General features: G+C 48.4%; 17 protein-coding genes and 1 pseudogene. 3 read left to right on the top strand and 15 right to left on the bottom strand.

All coding sequences use genetic code 11. The features are described from left to right. Positions 1-57: 57 nt before the first annotated feature. The gene (locus ACT6PV_RS10400) at positions 58-222 is read right to left on the bottom strand and encodes a hypothetical protein (RefSeq protein WP_445116294.1); all 165 of its coding nucleotides are present in this window, start codon (positions 220-222) and stop codon (positions 58-60) included. Between ACT6PV_RS10400 and ACT6PV_RS10405 the strand changes: the two genes are divergently transcribed. After that, entirely contained in the window at positions 221-673 is a 453-nt protein-coding gene (locus ACT6PV_RS10405; protein ID WP_445116295.1) for a very short patch repair endonuclease, read from the top strand. The two genes, ACT6PV_RS10400 and ACT6PV_RS10405, sit on opposite strands and share 2 nt — an antisense overlap. Positions 674-728: 55 nt before the next feature. Here ACT6PV_RS10405 and ACT6PV_RS10410 read toward each other — a convergent pair whose 3' ends face one another. The 13 genes and pseudogenes from ACT6PV_RS10410 to ACT6PV_RS10470 form a co-directional block, all read right to left on the bottom strand. Continuing rightward, entirely contained in the window at positions 729-1,484 is a 756-nt protein-coding gene (locus tag ACT6PV_RS10410; RefSeq protein WP_445116296.1) for a hypothetical protein, read from the bottom strand. Beyond that, the gene (locus tag ACT6PV_RS10415; protein WP_445116297.1) at positions 1,485-2,717 is read right to left on the bottom strand and encodes a DNA cytosine methyltransferase; all 1,233 of its coding nucleotides are present in this window, start codon (positions 2,715-2,717) and stop codon (positions 1,485-1,487) included. 94 nt (positions 2,718-2,811) lie between these two features. Beyond that, positions 2,812-3,477: an ATP-binding cassette domain-containing protein gene (locus ACT6PV_RS10420; RefSeq protein WP_445116298.1), complete on the bottom strand. Its 666-nt coding sequence runs from the start codon at positions 3,475-3,477 to the stop codon at positions 2,812-2,814. A 1-nt stretch (position 3,478) separates the two neighbouring features. Further along, positions 3,479-4,162 carry a molybdate ABC transporter permease subunit gene (gene modB, locus ACT6PV_RS10425; RefSeq protein WP_445116299.1) on the bottom strand — a complete coding sequence of 228 codons (684 nt, stop codon included), beginning with the start codon at positions 4,160-4,162 and terminating at the stop codon, positions 3,479-3,481. A 67-nt stretch (positions 4,163-4,229) separates the two neighbouring features. Beyond that, positions 4,230-4,991 (bottom strand): molybdate ABC transporter substrate-binding protein, encoded by a 762-nt coding sequence (gene modA, locus ACT6PV_RS10430; protein ID WP_445116300.1) that lies wholly within the window; start codon positions 4,989-4,991, stop codon positions 4,230-4,232. A gap of 24 nt (positions 4,992-5,015) precedes the next feature. Continuing rightward, positions 5,016-5,124: pseudogene (locus tag ACT6PV_RS10435) on the bottom strand (hypothetical protein); the annotation flags it as partial. 90 nt (positions 5,125-5,214) lie between these two features. Beyond that, positions 5,215-6,231: a GTP 3',8-cyclase MoaA gene (gene moaA / locus ACT6PV_RS10440; RefSeq protein WP_445116301.1), complete on the bottom strand. Its 1,017-nt coding sequence runs from the start codon at positions 6,229-6,231 to the stop codon at positions 5,215-5,217. Positions 6,232-6,288: 57 nt separating this feature from the next. Then, positions 6,289-6,486 (bottom strand): hypothetical protein, encoded by a 198-nt coding sequence (locus tag ACT6PV_RS10445; RefSeq protein WP_445116302.1) that lies wholly within the window; start codon positions 6,484-6,486, stop codon positions 6,289-6,291. 147 nt (positions 6,487-6,633) lie between these two features. Beyond that, the gene (locus ACT6PV_RS10450) at positions 6,634-6,780 is read right to left on the bottom strand and encodes a hypothetical protein (protein WP_445116303.1); all 147 of its coding nucleotides are present in this window, start codon (positions 6,778-6,780) and stop codon (positions 6,634-6,636) included. A gap of 15 nt (positions 6,781-6,795) precedes the next feature. Beyond that, positions 6,796-9,582, bottom strand: a complete 2,787-nt coding sequence (locus ACT6PV_RS10455; RefSeq protein ID WP_445116304.1) for a molybdopterin-dependent oxidoreductase — start codon at positions 9,580-9,582, stop codon at positions 6,796-6,798. 50 nt (positions 9,583-9,632) lie between these two features. Next, positions 9,633-11,252 (bottom strand): nitrite reductase small subunit NirD, encoded by a 1,620-nt coding sequence (nirD, locus tag ACT6PV_RS10460; protein WP_445116305.1) that lies wholly within the window; start codon positions 11,250-11,252, stop codon positions 9,633-9,635. A gap of 21 nt (positions 11,253-11,273) precedes the next feature. Further along, positions 11,274-13,814, bottom strand: coding sequence for a nitrite reductase large subunit NirB (nirB, locus tag ACT6PV_RS10465; RefSeq protein ID WP_445116306.1), 2,541 nt, complete (start codon positions 13,812-13,814; stop codon positions 11,274-11,276). 44 nt (positions 13,815-13,858) lie between these two features. Beyond that, entirely contained in the window at positions 13,859-15,199 is a 1,341-nt protein-coding gene (locus ACT6PV_RS10470) for an MFS transporter (RefSeq protein WP_445116307.1), read from the bottom strand. Between the two features lie 535 nt (positions 15,200-15,734). Between ACT6PV_RS10470 and ACT6PV_RS10475 the strand changes: the two genes are divergently transcribed. Further along, positions 15,735-16,322, top strand: a complete 588-nt coding sequence (locus ACT6PV_RS10475; protein WP_445116308.1) for an ANTAR domain-containing response regulator — start codon at positions 15,735-15,737, stop codon at positions 16,320-16,322. Positions 16,323-16,325: 3 nt separating this feature from the next. Continuing rightward, positions 16,326-17,330: an ABC transporter substrate-binding protein gene (locus ACT6PV_RS10480; protein WP_445116309.1), complete on the top strand. Its 1,005-nt coding sequence runs from the start codon at positions 16,326-16,328 to the stop codon at positions 17,328-17,330. Positions 17,331-17,506: 176 nt separating this feature from the next. Here the strand turns inward: ACT6PV_RS10480 and ACT6PV_RS10485 are convergent, their stop codons facing one another. Next, positions 17,507-17,779, bottom strand: coding sequence for a hypothetical protein (locus tag ACT6PV_RS10485; protein ID WP_445116310.1), 273 nt, complete (start codon positions 17,777-17,779; stop codon positions 17,507-17,509). Between the last annotated feature and the right edge of the window lie 124 nt (positions 17,780-17,903).

Raw genomic sequence — 17,903 nt, forward strand, 5'->3', positions numbered from 1 at the left:
AAGCACCAGACAAACCAATGTATTTTTTTAATTTATTGTTCGTTTTTCTCCGGTTTTTCAGCTTTTATTTACAATAATATCCAGTTTCAGGGTGTCCTGGCCCATCCGCACATCACCGGCCATCCACCGGGGTCTGTCTGATCCAGTCGTTTCTATTGAATTCGGTATTTTCAGGTTATGATAAATCCCGTCATCCCCCGTAATCATGTATGGAAGTTTCATGTCAGCCCCCCAGGTCAAACGAAATGTTGATCCTGCCCGCTCCAGGAATATGTCAGCAATTCGGGACAAAAACACCCGACCCGAAATGATGATCAGAAAAGCCCTGCATCGTCAGGGCTTCAGATACCGGCTGTACCACAGGGAATTACCGGGGAAACCCGATCTTATTCTCAAAAAGTACCATACCGTGATATTCGTCAACGGCTGTTTCTGGCATAAACATTCCTGTGCATATTTTAAATGGCCTAAAACCAATCAACAATTCTGGCAAAACAAAATCATGTCGAACGTGGCAAGAGATGAAAAAAATATTCATTTGCTGCTGGAACAAGGCTGGAAAGTCTGTATCTGGTGGGAATGTGCCACCCGCAATGCCGATGATTTTCAATGGTCACTGGTACGATTCAGGGAATGGATCCACAACGCCAAAAGCCAGTATATTGAATTATGAATGGCTGAAATGATGATACTGTACTCTGTTTTTTATGCCATTTTCATATTGTTTTCTATACGGTTTTTTTATCCGGTGATGAACCCACCGCATTTTCATCTTCGTTTTCAGGTGCGGTCCACTGAGCAGCCATCGCTCTTGCCATGCCCTGGAAAGTCTTACTGCGCAGATTACGCCGCTGTTCCGGTGTTTTTGCCTTGACCAGTGCATCGGCATACCATTTCGGCATTGACTTGCCACTGCCAAAAATGACCCGTTCCCCTTTACCCACCATACAGGTCGGTTGCAGCAACGGCAGGTTTTTCATCCATAAACAGGTGGTCTTGGTGGCTTCATCACCAAACATATAAGGCTGTACAATCTGTGTGGGTTTGCCCATATGGGAACTGATAATGCCAATGGGGTTTTCTATGGCAATCCGTTTAATCGGCGCATTCCAGAGCGCTTTAAAAAATGCAATGGCGTCATCCCGGTCCCTGGCCCGGGTCGGAAAGCGAGGATGCGGACGCCGCTGATTCATGGGCAAATGCTTATCTTCGGGATGATAATACCAGCGCGCACCACTGACCGCCAGAAACGTACAGGGTGGATGTGCAATCATCATATCCCAGCCGCTGACAAACGTCGCCTGACCATTTTGCAGTATCCCGCCATTATTTTTAATAATTTCAAATACATCAACATTGAAATGCCATTCAGGATGTCCACCACTGCATGGCAATAAATCACAGCTGTAAGCTTCATGGCCTAATGCCCGTAACTCTCTGGTAATTGCCTGGCTTTCTTCACAGGCGACTAAAATTTTCATCATTTATTGATCCAGGAACCTGACAATCCCCTGCGCGATTTTTTCAGCCATGCGTGGCGGTACGGCATTGCCAATCATCTTATAACAATACCCCGCACTGCCCATAAACTGATAATCCACCGGAAAGGATTGTAATAATGCAGCTTCCCTGATGCTGATGGAGCGGGCTTGTTTTGCATCGGGATGAATAAACATCAGGCCATCCTTATACAAGTGCGCCACAATGGTCGGAGAAGGCTGATCCCATTCCAGGCTGCGATATTTGGCATGCCGCGAAGTCTTTCCCTTGAGCTGGTTGTAAAAACCGATCTTTTCTTCATTGGGCAGGCGGTTCATTCCACGTTGCACCCATTGCCTGAAAATCTGAATATCTGACGGATTATGATAGCGCGGCTGGTGCTGTGCAATCGGTTCACCCTTGCCCTGATGCGAGATATTTCTGGACTTTATCCGCAGCGGTTGTTCCAGTGGGAAAAAGCCCGGTAAATGTCCAATCGCATCCTGAACCGTCTGCACCATCTCAGTTTTCTGCTGATCAATGGCTGCATAAACCTGATCCAGCTGCAAATCACAATCTGCTCTGAGTCCAACAATAATCACCCTGTTTCTTTTCTGAGGCACACCAAAATCTGAAGCGGTATATTGCGCCTGTTTCAGGGTATCCGGGGTCTTGATCTGATAACCAATGTCCTTAAATGCTGCATAAATACGTTCAATGACCGGCACATCCCCCGGTTTTGCACTAAGAATTCCCGGAACATTTTCAAAAACAAATATTTTGGGCTGAAAAGCCCTAACCACCTGAACAAAACTTTCAAACAGATAATTACGGTAATCATCCTTCATGGAGTTTTTGTCCTGGGCCCGACCGGCAATGGAATAGGCCTGACAGGGCGGCCCGCCAATCACCACATCCACCGTTCTGCCGGCAGCCAGACCCTGTAAACCCTGACGCTGCACCGCTTCATGGTTGGTGCTGCCAAACACAGCTTTTGATGCATCACTCCAGTTACCGGACAGTAATTCATCCGTTTTCTGGATATCAAAATGCACCACGGTTTTCTGTGCCGTCTGCACATCATAGCCCCACTTCTCAACCAGTCGGTTTCTCAGGGTGTCCACCATTGGCAACTCCCACTCCACATGGGCAATGCCTTCGAAATGACCGGACTGGGAAAAGCCCTCAGACAACCCGCCACACCCTGCGAACAGGTCAATATAGGTAAATTTTTGCATTCAGGACATATATCAGTGAATCACTGCAGCGATTATAGCGTTCCCCGGCATAAAATGCTGGTACTTTTCAGTGAAGTTGATCAAACCACTGTAATCAGTGCCTGTTGACCTGTAAATCCACAGATGGTCTCAGTTTTCCCGCCTCCAGAATCAGCGTCTCTGACTGCAGGAATGCCAGTTCCTCGACATGATGGGTTACATAGATCATCGGCAAGTCCAGTTCCTGCCGGATGCGCTTTAAAAACGGTAGAATTTGCTGTTTCAGCCGTAGATCCAGCCCGGTCAATGGTTCATCCAGCAGCAATAACTCCGGTGAGGACAACAAAGCCCGGCCAATACAGACCCGCTGGGCCTCACCTCCTGAAAGCTGATGGGCCTTGCGCTGCAGCAGTGGATTTAATTCAAGTAACTGCACAATTTCACTGAATTCAAATTTTCGCGCTGGAAATGGAATCAGTCGTTCAGCATATTTCAGATTCTGCATGACATTCATATGCGGAAACAACAAGGCCTGCTGAAAAATCAGGGCAACTTTCCGTCGGTGCATGGGAATGTGAATCTGCTGCTCAGTATCTGCCAGGATTCTGCCATTAAACCGAATATATCCTTCATCAGGCTGGACCAGTCCGACAATATTTTTTAACAGCATGCTTTTACCACTGCCCGATGCACCGACAATCCCCAGCGACTGGCTCTGCATCTCCAGTTGAATATCCAGACTGAAATCAGCACATTGATACTGAAAATCACAGATCAGCATGTCAGTCCCTCAATTTACGCTGGTATTTTTGCAGAATAAAATAATTGGCAATCAGAGCAGAAAATGCCAGTAACAAGGACAGGATCACCAGTCGCATGGCCATGTCCTCACCATTGGGTTGCTGTAAAAATGTATAGATTGCAATGGGAATGGTCCGGGTTTCACCCGGGATATTACCCACAAAAGTGATGGTTGCACCAAACTCCCCCAGGCTGCGACTGAAACACAGAATACTGCCAATGAGCATTCCGGGTAATGCCAGCGGTAAACTGATACTGTAAAAAACCTTCCATGGACCTGCCCCCAGTGAGCCCGCAATCTGCTCCAATTGCTGATTCATCATCTGAAATGACAACCGGATGGGCTGCACCATCAGCGGAAATGCCACAATCATGGAGGCCAGCACAGCACCTTTCCAGTTAAACGCCAGCTGAAATCCCAGTGCATTTAAATATTGCCCGATCACGCCCTGATTGCCAAAAAGCACCAGCAACAGATAGCCCAGTACCACCGGCGGCAGCACCATGGGTAATTGCAGCAGGGCCTCCACCATAAATTTCAGCCGGAATTCATGCCGTGCCAAATACCATGCCAGCAGGACTGCAAAGGGCAGACTGAACAGGGTTGCAAACATGGCCACTCTGGCCGAAAGGTACAATACCTCCAGTTCTGCCGGACTCAACATGGTTCAAAACATCCATTCCATTTATTCAGATCATTCATACAGCAGATCACTGATCCAGCGGGTTTATTCAGGATTGTACGCCAAAACCATATTTTTTAAATACCGCCCGGGCCTGACCACTGTCAGTCAGAAACTTTGCAAACTGTACCGCCTCAGCATTTTTTTCACCCTGCCTGGTCAGCGCAAGTGGATACAGAATCGGACGATGGGAATTTTCCGGGAAGGTCCCGATAATCCTGACTTTCTGACTGATCAGCGCATCGGTTTTATAGACTATACCAACCTGACACTCACCACGTTCCACAAAGGCCAGCGCCGAACGCACATCCTCCGTACCGACAATTCTACGCTGTAAACTGTCCAGCCAGTTCAGTTTGATTAAACTTTGTCTGGCATATTTACCCACAGGCACAGACTCCATTTGTCCTGTGCATAAATGTCCCTTAAATGCTGCCGGGAAATTAAAACCGGGGTCTGCCCTGAACGGTATATTCAATGCCTTTGGACTGATCACCACCAGCTGATTCAACAATAACGGCCTGACGCTGGATGAACTCACCTGCTGTTTCTGCACCAGATAATCCATCCAGTCCTGATCCGCCGAGAAAAACAGATCACTGGCCGCACCGGCTTCCACCTGCCGGGCCAATGCGGAAGAAGCGCCAAACACAGGAATAATTTTTGTGGAGGAATGCTGTGCCTGATAAATTGTTGCGATGTCTGTCACCGCATTGGTCAGGCTGGCTGCTGCATATATTTTCACGGTGCCGGCATGGGCCGTGCTGACCCATGCAGCCATCCACACAGCTAAAACCAGTTGTTTTTTCATATTGGTCTTCCTCTGATCACCCGATCAATCGATAAACACACCCTGGACAAGCATACCTTCGGATATGCTTTCCCCGGGGAATACGCACCAGGCAATTGGCCTGCATTAAATTACTGAGCATATGCGACTGCTGCCATCACTGTAAAACTCTTCCTTTCCATCAAAACTCTGCTGAGCCAGTACGGTGTCCTGAATACGTGGAAATTGTTTTAAATGCTGCATGTCAGCCTCCAGGCATATGCATGCTGATTTTCCGGGACTGCTGTTTTTGCCGAATGGCATGAAAACCCGCTTCCTTATGCCAGATACAGCGGAGCAGTTTATTCTGTAAGGCCCGTTCACGCTGTGGCTCTAATGCCGCCAGCGCGACAATATCTTCTTTCAGATTTAAACCCTGTGTCGCAAACAGACAGTTATAAAATTCACCCTGCGCAGTCAGACGGACCCGATCACAGCTGCCACAGAATGAATGAGTAATGGTGGAAATCAGACCAACCGGATGGTCATCCATCAGATATTGACGTGCCGGATCAGATGCCGCGGTGCTTTTCATCTGTACCCGGAATTCAGTCCGTAATATAGCCAGAATTTCATGTTCACTGATCACATGTTCTGCTGACCATTTTCGGTCACCATCCAGGGGCATGAACTCAATAAAACGCAGCATCAGTCCATGCTGCTTCGACCAGCGGGCCAGTGGCAGAATCTGGTCATCATTCATCCCCCTGATCAGCACTGTATTAATTTTAATGTTTAAGCCTGCCGCCTGTGCGGCCTGAATACCTTCCAGTACCGGCGTCAGCTCTTTTTGTGTGAGCTGGCGGAACTGCTGCGGATCGAGACTGTCCAGGCTGATATTCAGATCATCCAGACCGGCCTGTTTTAATGCCTCTGCATAGCGCTTTAGATAATGGCCATTGGTGGTCATGGAAATACGTTTCAGGCCGATTTGCTTCAGCTGCTGCAATTGCGCCACAAAATGCACCACGCCCTGACGCATTAAGGGTTCACCACCGGTAATTCTCAGATGCTCAATGCCGCGATGAACCATGAACTCACAGAACCGGTACAACGCTTCAAAGCTTAACAGCTGATGTTTTTTGATCCATTCCGGATGTTCCGGCATACAATAGACACACTTAAAATTACAGCGATCCGTCACTGAAATTCTGAGTTTGCGCTTGTGGCGACCAAACTGGTCAACCAGTAGAGGCTGATGCGTCATTGCCATGCTATTCATATTGAACTTCCATTTTCAGGGCACTGTCGTTTCTGCGCATTGGTTCATGCAGAAATTTCAGCTGCTGATATTGTTGTAACTCATCCGGGGAATTAATGCTACGGAAAAACAGCGCCTGATTTTAAAATACACCGACTCTGCATGCAGTGTCGTAAAACAGTATTTTAAACTGCGCTGTTGCTGTTGCAGATGACGAACCAGCACCGACAGGGCTGTTGCGTCGTAATAAACAGAACGGGTATAGCGGCCGGTCATTGATCACTACATAAGCCACTTCTGCCTGATCAGTCTGCTGTAAAACCTGATGCAGCCTCATCAGCACACGGGGCAGAATATAACATCACAGGGCACAAACAGAATATAGCCAGTCTGTGCATGTGACCAGGCACTTTTCATACCCATTCACGGTCCCTGAAAGCCATGTTCATCATCCTGATAGCCGCCAATGCCCGGAATCAGCTTTTGATAAATGGGATAATCATGATGACTTTTAATCCAGCCATGCCCGGTCTGCGATTTCAGTTGCCGATAAATTCCAGCAAAACGCACGCTCGGATATGCTTTTCATTCTGCTGCCTCCGTCTGACAGGCCTTGATCAGGCCACGAATTTCAGGCAGACATGAACCACAGTTGCCTCCGGCCTTTAAACATGCGGTGACCTGTTTCTCATGACTGATGTTCTGGGTTTTAATGGCTTCAATAATCCGGTTTTTACCCACTTTAAAACAACTGCAGACCAATGGACCGTCATGATTGCTCATGGACATCGGCTGCCCGGCCAACAGTGCTTTACGATGCATGGCACTCAGACGTTCGCGCCGGAACAGCCCGGCAACCCAGTCCCGATCCGGCAACAGGGCCTGAGGGGCAATATACAGACTGGCAATTAACTGAGCGTCCTGTAACACCAGACTATGGCTGATGTGTGCCGTCTGGTCATCCACATTCAGCCATTCAAAACTTTCGTCCTGAAACGGTAACAGTACCTTCAGCTGCTCAGTGACCTGAGAAAATTTCCTGCGGTCTGCCAGTTCATAGCGGATCGCTCTGGCGGTGGTGATCCGTGTCCACCAGACACTGGATTCAATCGAGGCCTGTACGGTTTTTTCGAAGCCCTGACGTACATAAAACACACCCTGCCATTGTGTATAAAAAGGCTGGATCACCACTGGCGTATGCTTAAATTCCGGCTCCCCTGAAATGGCATCCACCACCGGATTGACCACCTTGCCAATACGGGCATCAGAGGCCACCTGGTCATTCCAGTGAATTGGTACAAAAATCTGACCACGACGAATATCCTCACTGACCGTGGTCCGTAATACACAATTGCCCCACGCTGATTTCACCTCAACCAGTTCACCCTCCCTGACCCCGAATTTCAGTGCATCCAGTGGATGAATCTCACAATAGGGTTCCGCACGATGAGTACTTAAACTGGCTGACAGACCGGTACGACTCATGGTATGCCATTGGTCACGAATGCGACCGGTATTTAAAATAAGTGGATATTCACTGCACACCGGATGAACCGGATCAATCACCGGGATGGCCAGAAAGCGTGCCCGGCCATCTGCATGACTGAACTGCCCATTGCCGTAGAGTCGGGTGACCTGGTTCTGAGGCTGATCGCTGTGCCATACCGGCCATTGTACCGGCTGCAGATTGTGGTACTGTTGTGGGCTTAAATCTGCCAGTCCCTGCAAATTAAAATAACGAAAATGTGCGGTTTCACTGCGATGCACCAGCTCTGAGTTCTGGTAAGCCGACAACTGGGCATGTTCCTTAAAAATGTCATGGCTGTTCTGGAAATTAAAACCATCGAAGCCCATTTTTTTTGCCACCTGACAGATGGCCCACCAATCGGCCCGGGCCTGCTGCGGTGCCTCCAGAAAAGCATGCTGTCTGGAAATACGGCGTTCAGAACTGGTGACGGTACCGTCCTTTTCACCCCAGCCCAATGCAGGCAGCAATACATCGGCATACTGCGTGGTATCAGTGTCCTGACAAATATCAGACACCACCACAAACTCGCATTGTTGCAGTGCCCGCTTGACCTGATCGGCATCCGGCAGACTGACCACCGGATTGGTGGCCATAATCCATATCGCCTTGATTTTTCCGCTTTCCACAGCATGGAATAAATCCACCGCCTTTAAACCGGCCTGATCTGCAATATGTGGACTTTGCCAGAACTGCTGCACCAGCTGACGGTGCCCGGCATGCTCCAGCTCCAGATGTGCCGCCAGCATATTGGCCAGTCCACCGACCTCCCGTCCGCCCATGGCATTGGGCTGCCCGGTCATGGAAAATGGGGCAGCACCCGGTTTGCCTATTTTCCCGGTAAACAAATGACAGTTAATAATGCTATTGGCTTTATTCACGCCCTGAGACGACTGATTGACCCCCATGGAAAACAGGGTCATAACCTTTTCGGTCTGCGCAAATTTCTGATAAAACAGCTGTAGCTTTTCCAGCGAAATCCCGGTTCTGCCGGCAACATCTTCCAGGCAGTGTTCAGGCTGACTCAGCTCAAGCGCCTGGTCCACCCCCTGGGTATGCTGCGTAACAAAGTCCTGATCCCGGTAACCATTTTGCGCCAGGTACTGCAATAAACCATTAAACAATGTGACATCCTGCCCCGGTAGAATCGGCAAATGCAGATCAGCTGCTTCACAGGTACTGGTAAACCGTGGATCCACCACAACAACAAACACATCACGCTGTTCCCGGACTTTCATAATGCGCTGATACAGCACCGGATGGCACCATGCCGTATTGGAACCGACCAGCACCACCATGTCTGCATGTTCAAAGTCTTCATAACTGGCAGGGACAACATCTTCACCAAAGGCACGTTTATGTGCTGCCACTGCAGATGACATGCACAGCCGTGAATTGGTATCAATATTGGCCGTGCCCAGCCAGCCCTTGACGAATTTATTGACCACATAATAGTCTTCGGTCAGTAATTGCCCGGAGACATAGAAGGCAATGCTGTCACGCCCATATTGCTGGATACAGCGCTCAAACTGATCTGCAATGGTCGTAACGGCAGTATCCCAGCTGCTGACGTCCCGCACCGGTTTTCTGCCCAGCATCGGATACAGCGCACGTGTTTCCAGCCCCAGGGTATCAGCAAGATGACTGCCTTTAATACACAGGCGGCCATAGCTGGAAGGATGCGATGCATCTCCCTCAATTCTGACCTGCGAACCCGTACCGGTCTGAGTCACGTGGGCAGTCACGCCACAACCCACACCACAATACGGGCAGGTGGTTTGAGTGACACGGGTCATGGCCGGTAATCCGGTGGAGCTATTCAGTTCCACAACGGGGATACTATTCATCTGCGCTCCTTCATTCATCTGAATCTTCTGACTGAAAAATCTGCCTAATGCTAACCGACTTTTTTCAGTGCAAAATCCCGACCAAACAATAACTTATTGCGGATTGAAGAAATCGGCGTCTGATCTGCAATCAACTCTGCATACCATGCACCATCCTCTGTATCCCCAAACAGTACGGCACCAATCACCTTATCCTGCTGGATAATAATCCGTTTATAAATCTGACGTTTCTCATCATTCAGAATAATATCTTCATAGTCATCTGCCGGTTCAAAATTACCTGCCGAGAAAACATCCACACCACTGACTTTCAGCTGGGTCGGTACCGTAGGTGCCTTAAAGGTCAGCCGGCCATGTTCTGCCAGATGACTGGCACAGATAAACGCCTGGCCCCATAAAGGTTCCACCAGTCCGAAAATCTGATTGCGATGTTCAATACATTCACCCACAGCATAAATACTCGGATCAAAGGTCTGCATGGTGTCATTGACCATGACACCACGGTTACAGCGTAGCCCGGCACTCTGTGCCAGCGTCATATTGGGACGGATGCCCACTGCAAAAACCACCAGATCGGCATCCAGCAGCGTACCATCCTTCAGACGGACCTGAGTCACGCAGCCATCGACTCCGATCAGTTGCTCGGTATTGGCTTCGGTCACAACTGCAATCCCTTTTTGCTCAATACTATGGCGCAGCATACTGCTGGCTCTGACGTCAAGCTGACGCTCCATAATACGATCCATCAGGTGCAGCACGGTCACATTCATTCCCCGGCGTTTTAAACCATAGGCCGCTTCCAGCCCCAGTAGCCCACCACCGATCACCACGGCATTCCGCTTATTCTGACAGTAATCCAGCATGGTATTGACATCATAAATGTCACGAAAACTGATGACGCCTTTCAGCCCTGCACCTGGAACAGGCGGAATAAATGGCCTGGAACCGGTTGCCAGAATCAGACGATCATAGTCCACCATTTTACCGCTGCGGGTATACACCTGCTTACGCGGACGATCAATTTTCACCGCAGGATCATCGGCAATCAGCTGAATACCTCTGTCACTGTACCAGGCATGCGGATGCAGCATAATGTCGTCAATGGTTTTTTCACCGGACAGAACCGGTGACAGCATAATGCGGTTATAGTTGCCCCACGGCTCTTCACCAATGACGGTAACATCGTAGCGGTCGGGCGCCATGTCCAGCAAATCTTCCAGACAGCGCATACCGGCCAGGCCATTTCCGACCAGTACCAGTTTCAGTCTGTCCGGCTGAGTCCCGGTATTGGTGATATAAGTTTTTTGTGGCGTCGGACTGACCCATACCTGACCATTTTCAATTTTACTCGGAAAAACCAGCAGTTTTTGATCCTTATCTTCCAGACAACGTCCGGTCGCCAGGCTGAAATGCTGTTTATAAATAGGTGAGGCCACCACCCGCTCACCCTGCAAATCACCCAGAATACCGCGGGACATGACAAAAGCCTGACTGAACGGATCCTGGTTGCTCAGTGCATAAACACGTTGTTCAGTGCCTACCCGAAACAGCGCAATCTGCTGATCATGAATCATGGCACCCACACCAGTATTCGGCGTGATGTCTTCCAGCGCGCAGATTTCAAACCATTGCTGCTCATCCATCGTATTGATTTCTCTGAATACATTCATTTCATTTGTTCCTTAATGCATTCAGGCCTGGACCATGGCAATGCGGCTTGCATCACGCTCAGCCGCTGTTTTCGGGCGAATCTGACCACGCTCAGCAGCAAATTGAATATGTGGATCCTGTTGATTTTCAGCATTAATAAAGGTTTTAAAACGCTTACGGACTTCCGGATCTTCAACCGCAGTACGCCATTCATCCTGATAAGTACCGACCACATGTGCCATACGGCGTTCCAGCTCTTCTGCCAGCCCGAGTGAATCGTTGACAATGACTGCTTTCAGATAGTCCAGACCACCTTCCATATTGTCACGCCATACACTGGTCCGCTGCAGACGGTCCGCCGTCTGAATATAGAACATAAAGAAACGGTCGATATAGCGCACCAGCGTCTGGGTATCCAGATCTGATGCCAGCAGTTCTGCATGACGCGGCTTCATACCCCCATTACCACAGACATACAGATTCCAGCCTTTTTCCGTGGCAATCACCCCGACATCCTTGCCCTGCGCCTCGGCACATTCACGGGTACAGCCGGAGACGGCCATTTTCAGCTTATGCGGTGAACGCAGTCCCTTGTAGCGATTTTCCAGATAAATGGCCAGACCGACTGAATCATCCACACCATAACGGCACCAGGTGCTGCCCACACAGGACTTCACCGTACGCAATGATTTACCATAGGCATGCCCGGACTCAAAACCGGCATTAATCAGCTCTTCCCAGATCTGTGGCAGCTGATGTACCTGCGCACCGAACATATCAATCCGCTGTCCACCGGTAATTTTGGTATACAGATTATATTTTTTGGCTACCTGACCAATGGTGATCAGCCCTTCCGGGGTAATTTCACCACCGGCAATGCGCGGAACGATGGAATAGGAACCGTCTTTCTGAATATTGCCCAGATAATAGTCATTGCTGTCCTGCAAACCGGCATGATCTGTTTTCAGGACAAAGTCATTCCAGCAGGAGGCCAGGATATTGGCCACCGTCGGCTTACAGATATCACAGCCCAGTCCATGACCATGCTGACTGATCAGATCATCAAAGCTTTTAATTTCATTGACCCGGATCAGGTGATACAGCTCCTGACGTGAGTAGGCAAAATGTTCACAGATGTGGTTATTGACCGTTACGCCCTGACGCTGTAATTCAGATTTCAACACCTGAGTCACCAGTGGCGCACAGCCACCACAGGCGGTTGCCGCTTTGGTGCATTTCTTCAATGCACCCAGCGAGGTCGAACCATCACTGATCGCCTGGCAGATATCAGCCTTGGATACATTATTACAGGAACAGATGGTGGCACTGTCAGGCAGCAGATCCACCCCACTGCCGCCTGATTTGGCCGAAGACTGTGCATAGCCCGGCATAATCAGACTCTCCGGATTTTCCGGGATCTCCATGCCATTCTGCATCATCTGTAATAAGTCGTTATATTCTTTTGCACAGCCCACCAGTACGGCACCCAGTAATCTGGTTTTTTCGGCATTGACCACGATTTTCTTATAAATCATGGCATCTTCGTCAGCATAGAAATAGCTTAAGGCATTGGGCACCGTTGCGTGCGCGTCACCGACGGATGCAACATCCACCCCCATCAGTTTCAGTTTGGTGCTCATATCTGCGCCGGAAAACTCGCCGCAGTTTTCCGCCATCACATGTTTAGCAGCAATGCGGGCCATGTCATAACCCGGAGCAACCAGCCCGTAGATTTTGTTGTTCCACAATGCGCATTCACCAATGGCATAGATGTCACTGTCTGAAGTCTGACAGTAGTCATTAATGACAATACCACCACGCTCCCCCATGTTTAAACCACTCTGACGTGCCAACTCATCCCGCGGACGGATGCCCGCAGAGAAGAGAACAATGTCAGTTTCCAGTTCAGAGCCATCCGCAAATTTCATGACATGCGTGGTTGATGTGCCATCTTCAATGCTTTGTGTGGCTTTCTGGGTATGTACTTTCACCCCCAGATTTTCAATTTTTGAACGTAGAACCTTACCGCCCAGATCATCAATCTGCACCGCCATCAGCCGGGGGGCAAATTCCACCACATGGGTTTCGAGGTTTAAATCACGCAGTGCCTTAGCTGCTTCCAGTCCCAGCAATCCACCACCGATGACCACTCCTGATTTTGCATGCAGGCTTGCGGCCCGGATGGCATCCAGATCTTCAATGGTTCGGTAAACAAAACAGTTTTTACGGTCATTACCCGGAATTGGCGGCACAAAGGCATAGGAGCCGGTCGCAAGCACCAGTTTATCATAAGTCACCACATCACCCTGACTGGTGGTCACGGTTTTATTGGCGGTGTCAATACCAGTCGCTTTGGTATTCAGACGCAGATCAATACCATAGGCATCTGCAAAATCCGCACGCGCCAGCGATAAATCCTTTGCAGATTTACCGGAGAAATATTCAGTTAAATGTACGCGGTCGTATGCCAGACGGGGCTCTTCCGCAAGAATGGTAATTTCCAGTTCATCATCTGCATGCTCAAGCACAGATTCAATAAACTTGTGGCCGACCATACCATGACCAATCATGACCAGTTTCATCTTAATTCCCTCAAATTCCCTGTTTTATCTGCTTCAAACCACAATCAGGCAGCGTTGTTACGATCCAGGATCGCCTGTTCAAAAAGACGCTGTTCCTTTTCCTTGTGTTCAACCGAGAATCGAATCATGAGAACAAAGCTTGCAGCAATCACCACCAGACCGCCCAGTACCATCAGACAGGTCTGAATATCCAGCATTCCCTTCAGCAGAAAACCTGCTGCCACGGCGCCAACATTACCTCCGGCGCCAATAATACCGGCCACGCCCCCCAGCGCATCACGGTCAATAAAAGGCACCAGCGCATAGGTTGCACCGCAGGCCATATGGGTAAATAAGGCAAAAATGGTCATGGTCAGAATCGCCAGCATGGCACTGTTCATCTGTGAAAATACCACCAGGAATAAACCTTCCATCAGAATCATGGCAAACAGCACTTTTGTGCGCCCATCCAGACCATTTTTCAGCGCCACCCGGTCTGAAACAATCCCGCCCAGGGCACGTGCAAACAATGCCAGCAGACCAAAAATTCCTGCTGCAAGACCGGCTTCCTTCAAGCCGAAGTTAAAATTTTCAACGTAATACATCGCCACAATGTTGTGAATAAAGATTTCAATCCCGAAACAGGCTGCATAGGCACCAAACAGAATCCACACCCGATAGTTACGTGCGGCGTGCATCAGAATAGCCATCCCGCCTTTTTTGTCACTACCGACACTGATTCCCTGGGCACGCAGTTCCTTAAAGTTCCCCTGCGGACTATCCTGCGTCAGCTTCCAGTACATGATGCCCACAACCACCATCAGTAAACCCGGAACCAGCAGGGCAATACGCCAGCCCATGGCCTGTTCAACACCAAACATGACAATAGCACCCAGCAATAACGGCATCAGCGCCTGGGTTGCACCACCACCGGCATTCCCCCAACCGGCTGTGGTCGCATTGGCCGTACCGACAACATTCGGTGCAAACATAATACTGGTGTGGTACTGAGTAATGACAAAGCTTGCGCCAATTGCCCCGATCAATAGCCGGAAAAATAAAAAGGATTCATAGCTGTTGGCCGCAGCAACTCCAAACACAGGAATACTGCCAATCAGCAGCAATGCGGTATAGGTTTTACGCGGACCGTATTTATCACACAGCGGTCCCACAATCAGACGCACCAGAATGGTAATGGCAACTGCGGCAATATTAATGTTGGCAATCTGGTCTTTGGTCAGATGAAATTCCCCTGCAATTACCGGCATTAATGGTGCACAGGCAAACCAGGCAAAGAAACAGATAAAAAAAGCGAGCCAACTCATATGGAAGGCCCGCATCGCTGCACTGTTAAAACTGAATAGATTTATTTTTGTCGCTTTTTTGGCATTTAAATTTGTAGACATTGCCATCTCCTACCTGAACTGAACGTATTGGGTTTTCTGTCATGCATGTCACTACATCACAGATCGATCAGAGCGGACGTCGTTGGCCGTCTTACAAATTTTTAGAGTCTTCTTTGACTCATCTTAGATATAGCAATGAGCGTGCCAGCTTTTAATATATTTAAATAAATAATTGTATTTTTTCATAAAATTTATTTTAACCCCATATCCACCCAGCACTGTAGCGGACTGAATCAGCAGATCAGCACCATTTTTCAGTGCTTTATCATTGCGCATGCCGAATCATTCAGGTGCATCGCACAGCTATTTGAATAGCCAGTCCTGCACCTGTTGATCACTATTTATTGTGAGGTTATGCAGCACGATGTATGCAACATGATGAAGCACCCCTTACATTTCCCAGCCAGGCGATGGACCATATGGCTGGATGACCATGTGATACACCATTAATCAATAAACCGGTACTGGCATTTTATTTGCTTTATAATACATTCAACTGAGCGACGTATCGCTTGCGCCTGATCATTTAGCCCATATGCCAAAATTAAAAATTGCGCTGATCGATGATAATCATGATCGCGCCCAGTTTATTCAGGGGACATTAATCGAACACGGTTTCGAGGTGGTCGCCTGCCTGACGCTTGACCATTTAAATCTGTTCCGCCTTGAACAGCTGCATGCCGACGTGATCCTGCTGGATATGGACCATCCACAGCGTGATATTATTGAAAGCTGTGTCAGCCAGTTTGACCTGCCAACCGTGTTATTTACCAAAAACACGCAGAAAGAAACCATTAAAAATGCCATTGATGCCGGGGTCACGGCCTATATTGTTGATGGCATTGATCCTGCCAGACTGGAAAGCATTCTGGAAATCTCCATTGAGCAATTTAAAAAACATAAAAAACTTCTGACAGATTTACAGGAAACCAGAAATAAACTGGCGGATCGAAAGGAAATTGAAAAAGCCAAAGTGTTACTGATGCAACTGCACCAGCTGACCGAAGAACAGGCCTTTCAGTTACTCCGCAAAAATGCCATGAGTCATCGCATGACCATTGGGGAAATGGCACGCCGTCTGCTGGATGCACAGCAACTGCTACAGAATCAACTCAAGGATTAAGCTATGAGGCACCTGGAAAAAACATCGATTCAGCTGGGCTATATTCCCTTACTTGATTGTGTTGCCATTTTATGGGCAAAGCAGCGTGGTTTCTTTGACGAAGCCGGTCTGGATGTTACCCTGGTCCGGGAAGCCTCCTGGGCAAGTTTAAGGGATCGCCTCGCCTATGGTTTTCTGGATGCAGCGCATTGCCTGTCTGCCATGTTACCTGCTGCTGCAATGGGAATTGACCAACTGGGTATTCCCTTTAAAACACCGCTGGTGCTCAGTATTAATCGTGCATTTATCAGTCTGAGTCAGCAGCTGTGTTTTCAGCTGGATATTCATGCCAGCCTCTCTCCCGGACAATCTGCAGAAAAAATTGTACAGGCCCTGAAACAGCATGACCTGCAATTTGCCCATGTGTTTAAACATTCCATTCATCATTATTGCCTGCGGGAATGGCTGGCGCTTGCCTGTGAACAGACCGCAGCCCAGATCAAACTGCATACCCTGCCACCACCTTACATGGTTGAAGCCATTTCAAAACAGAGCATTGACGGCTTTTGTGTCGGTGAACCGTGGAATACCCAGGGGGAATTACTGGGCGTCAGCCAGATTGTGGCATCCAGTCAGGCGATTATCCCAGAAGTAGCCGATAAAGTATTGGCCGTGACCGCTGACTGGGCGAGGCAGCACCCCAATAGTCTGACCGCGCTGACCGAAGCCATTATAAGGGCGCAGGATGAACTGAAGAAAATTGAAGACTTCAGTGCCGTATGGCAACTGCTGATGGATTATCAGATTATTCAGTTCAATTGTTCAGAGGCCGTTCATGTCAGAAAATATCATTTAATCCGGAATATTGTTCATCATTTCATCTGTCAATCCGCCGTACCCAGCACAGATGATTTTTACTGGCTCATTCAGCAAATGAAAAAATGGGATGGTGTAGAAATCAGTGAACAGGACACACAAAACATTATTGAACAATGCGTGATCTGTCCTGAAACACCGGCCAGTTCCTGATCATCATATCGCTGTATCACACGGCAGAGGACTGAAATGAAAAATCCCGGAATCATCATTCCGGGATTTTTCATCATTAATTTTTCGTCATGTCCAAAACGTTCAGAACCTGGTACTGATATCAAACTCATTAAGCGCATGCATTGACAGAGAGCTGAGCAATGAATGCAGAACATTTAATGATAATTAATGACCAATACCTGATGCAGGCTGGTCTGCAGATTCTCCAATTTTAATGTGGCAATTTCATTATGACCATTCAATAGCTGAACCAGTTTTACAGCATCCGGGGTTTTCATGTCCCGAATATCTGCAACCGTTCCCTGTATCGCCCTGCAATCAGCAGTATGGGAATTTTCTGCACAACTGAATTCTGAAATTCTCCCCTGAAAATCGATCTGCTCTGCATAACCGACCATACTGAAAAACCCACTTAAAACCAGACCCATGTAAATATATGATAGTAATTTTATTCGCTTCATCTCATTCCCCTTATTTTATTCAGAGATGCGGAAGCCAATTAATTACATATCTATATCAACAAAACAACACTTTTTAAATTTTCATATGAAA

The organism is Acinetobacter sp. WZC-1 (genome assembly GCF_052544965.1).

What these genes read in the sequence shown, in the direction of transcription:
- nirD (WP_445116305.1), bottom strand. Translation starts at nt 11,252, where the DNA reads ATGAATGTATTCAGAGAAATCAATACGATGGATGAGCAGCAATGGTTT.
- ACT6PV_RS10470 (WP_445116307.1), bottom strand. Translation starts at nt 15,199, where the DNA reads ATGTCTACAAATTTAAATGCCAAAAAAGCGACAAAAATAAATCTATTC.
- moaA (WP_445116301.1), bottom strand. Translation starts at nt 6,231, where the DNA reads ATGAATAGCATGGCAATGACGCATCAGCCTCTACTGGTTGACCAGTTT.
- modB (WP_445116299.1), bottom strand. Translation starts at nt 4,162, where the DNA reads ATGTTGAGTCCGGCAGAACTGGAGGTATTGTACCTTTCGGCCAGAGTG.
- ACT6PV_RS10400 (WP_445116294.1), bottom strand. Translation starts at nt 222, where the DNA reads ATGAAACTTCCATACATGATTACGGGGGATGACGGGATTTATCATAAC.
- ACT6PV_RS10480 (WP_445116309.1), top strand. Translation starts at nt 16,326, where the DNA reads ATGAGGCACCTGGAAAAAACATCGATTCAGCTGGGCTATATTCCCTTA.
- ACT6PV_RS10420 (WP_445116298.1), bottom strand. Translation starts at nt 3,477, where the DNA reads ATGCTGATCTGTGATTTTCAGTATCAATGTGCTGATTTCAGTCTGGAT.
- ACT6PV_RS10475 (WP_445116308.1), top strand. Translation starts at nt 15,735, where the DNA reads ATGCCAAAATTAAAAATTGCGCTGATCGATGATAATCATGATCGCGCC.
- nirB (WP_445116306.1), bottom strand. Translation starts at nt 13,814, where the DNA reads ATGAAACTGGTCATGATTGGTCATGGTATGGTCGGCCACAAGTTTATT.
- ACT6PV_RS10415 (WP_445116297.1), bottom strand. Translation starts at nt 2,717, where the DNA reads ATGCAAAAATTTACCTATATTGACCTGTTCGCAGGGTGTGGCGGGTTG.
- ACT6PV_RS10405 (WP_445116295.1), top strand. Translation starts at nt 221, where the DNA reads ATGTCAGCCCCCCAGGTCAAACGAAATGTTGATCCTGCCCGCTCCAGG.
- ACT6PV_RS10485 (WP_445116310.1), bottom strand. Translation starts at nt 17,779, where the DNA reads ATGGGTCTGGTTTTAAGTGGGTTTTTCAGTATGGTCGGTTATGCAGAG.
- ACT6PV_RS10455 (WP_445116304.1), bottom strand. Translation starts at nt 9,582, where the DNA reads ATGAATAGTATCCCCGTTGTGGAACTGAATAGCTCCACCGGATTACCG.
- ACT6PV_RS10445 (WP_445116302.1), bottom strand. Translation starts at nt 6,486, where the DNA reads ATGACCGGCCGCTATACCCGTTCTGTTTATTACGACGCAACAGCCCTG.
- ACT6PV_RS10410 (WP_445116296.1), bottom strand. Translation starts at nt 1,484, where the DNA reads ATGATGAAAATTTTAGTCGCCTGTGAAGAAAGCCAGGCAATTACCAGA.
- modA (WP_445116300.1), bottom strand. Translation starts at nt 4,991, where the DNA reads ATGAAAAAACAACTGGTTTTAGCTGTGTGGATGGCTGCATGGGTCAGC.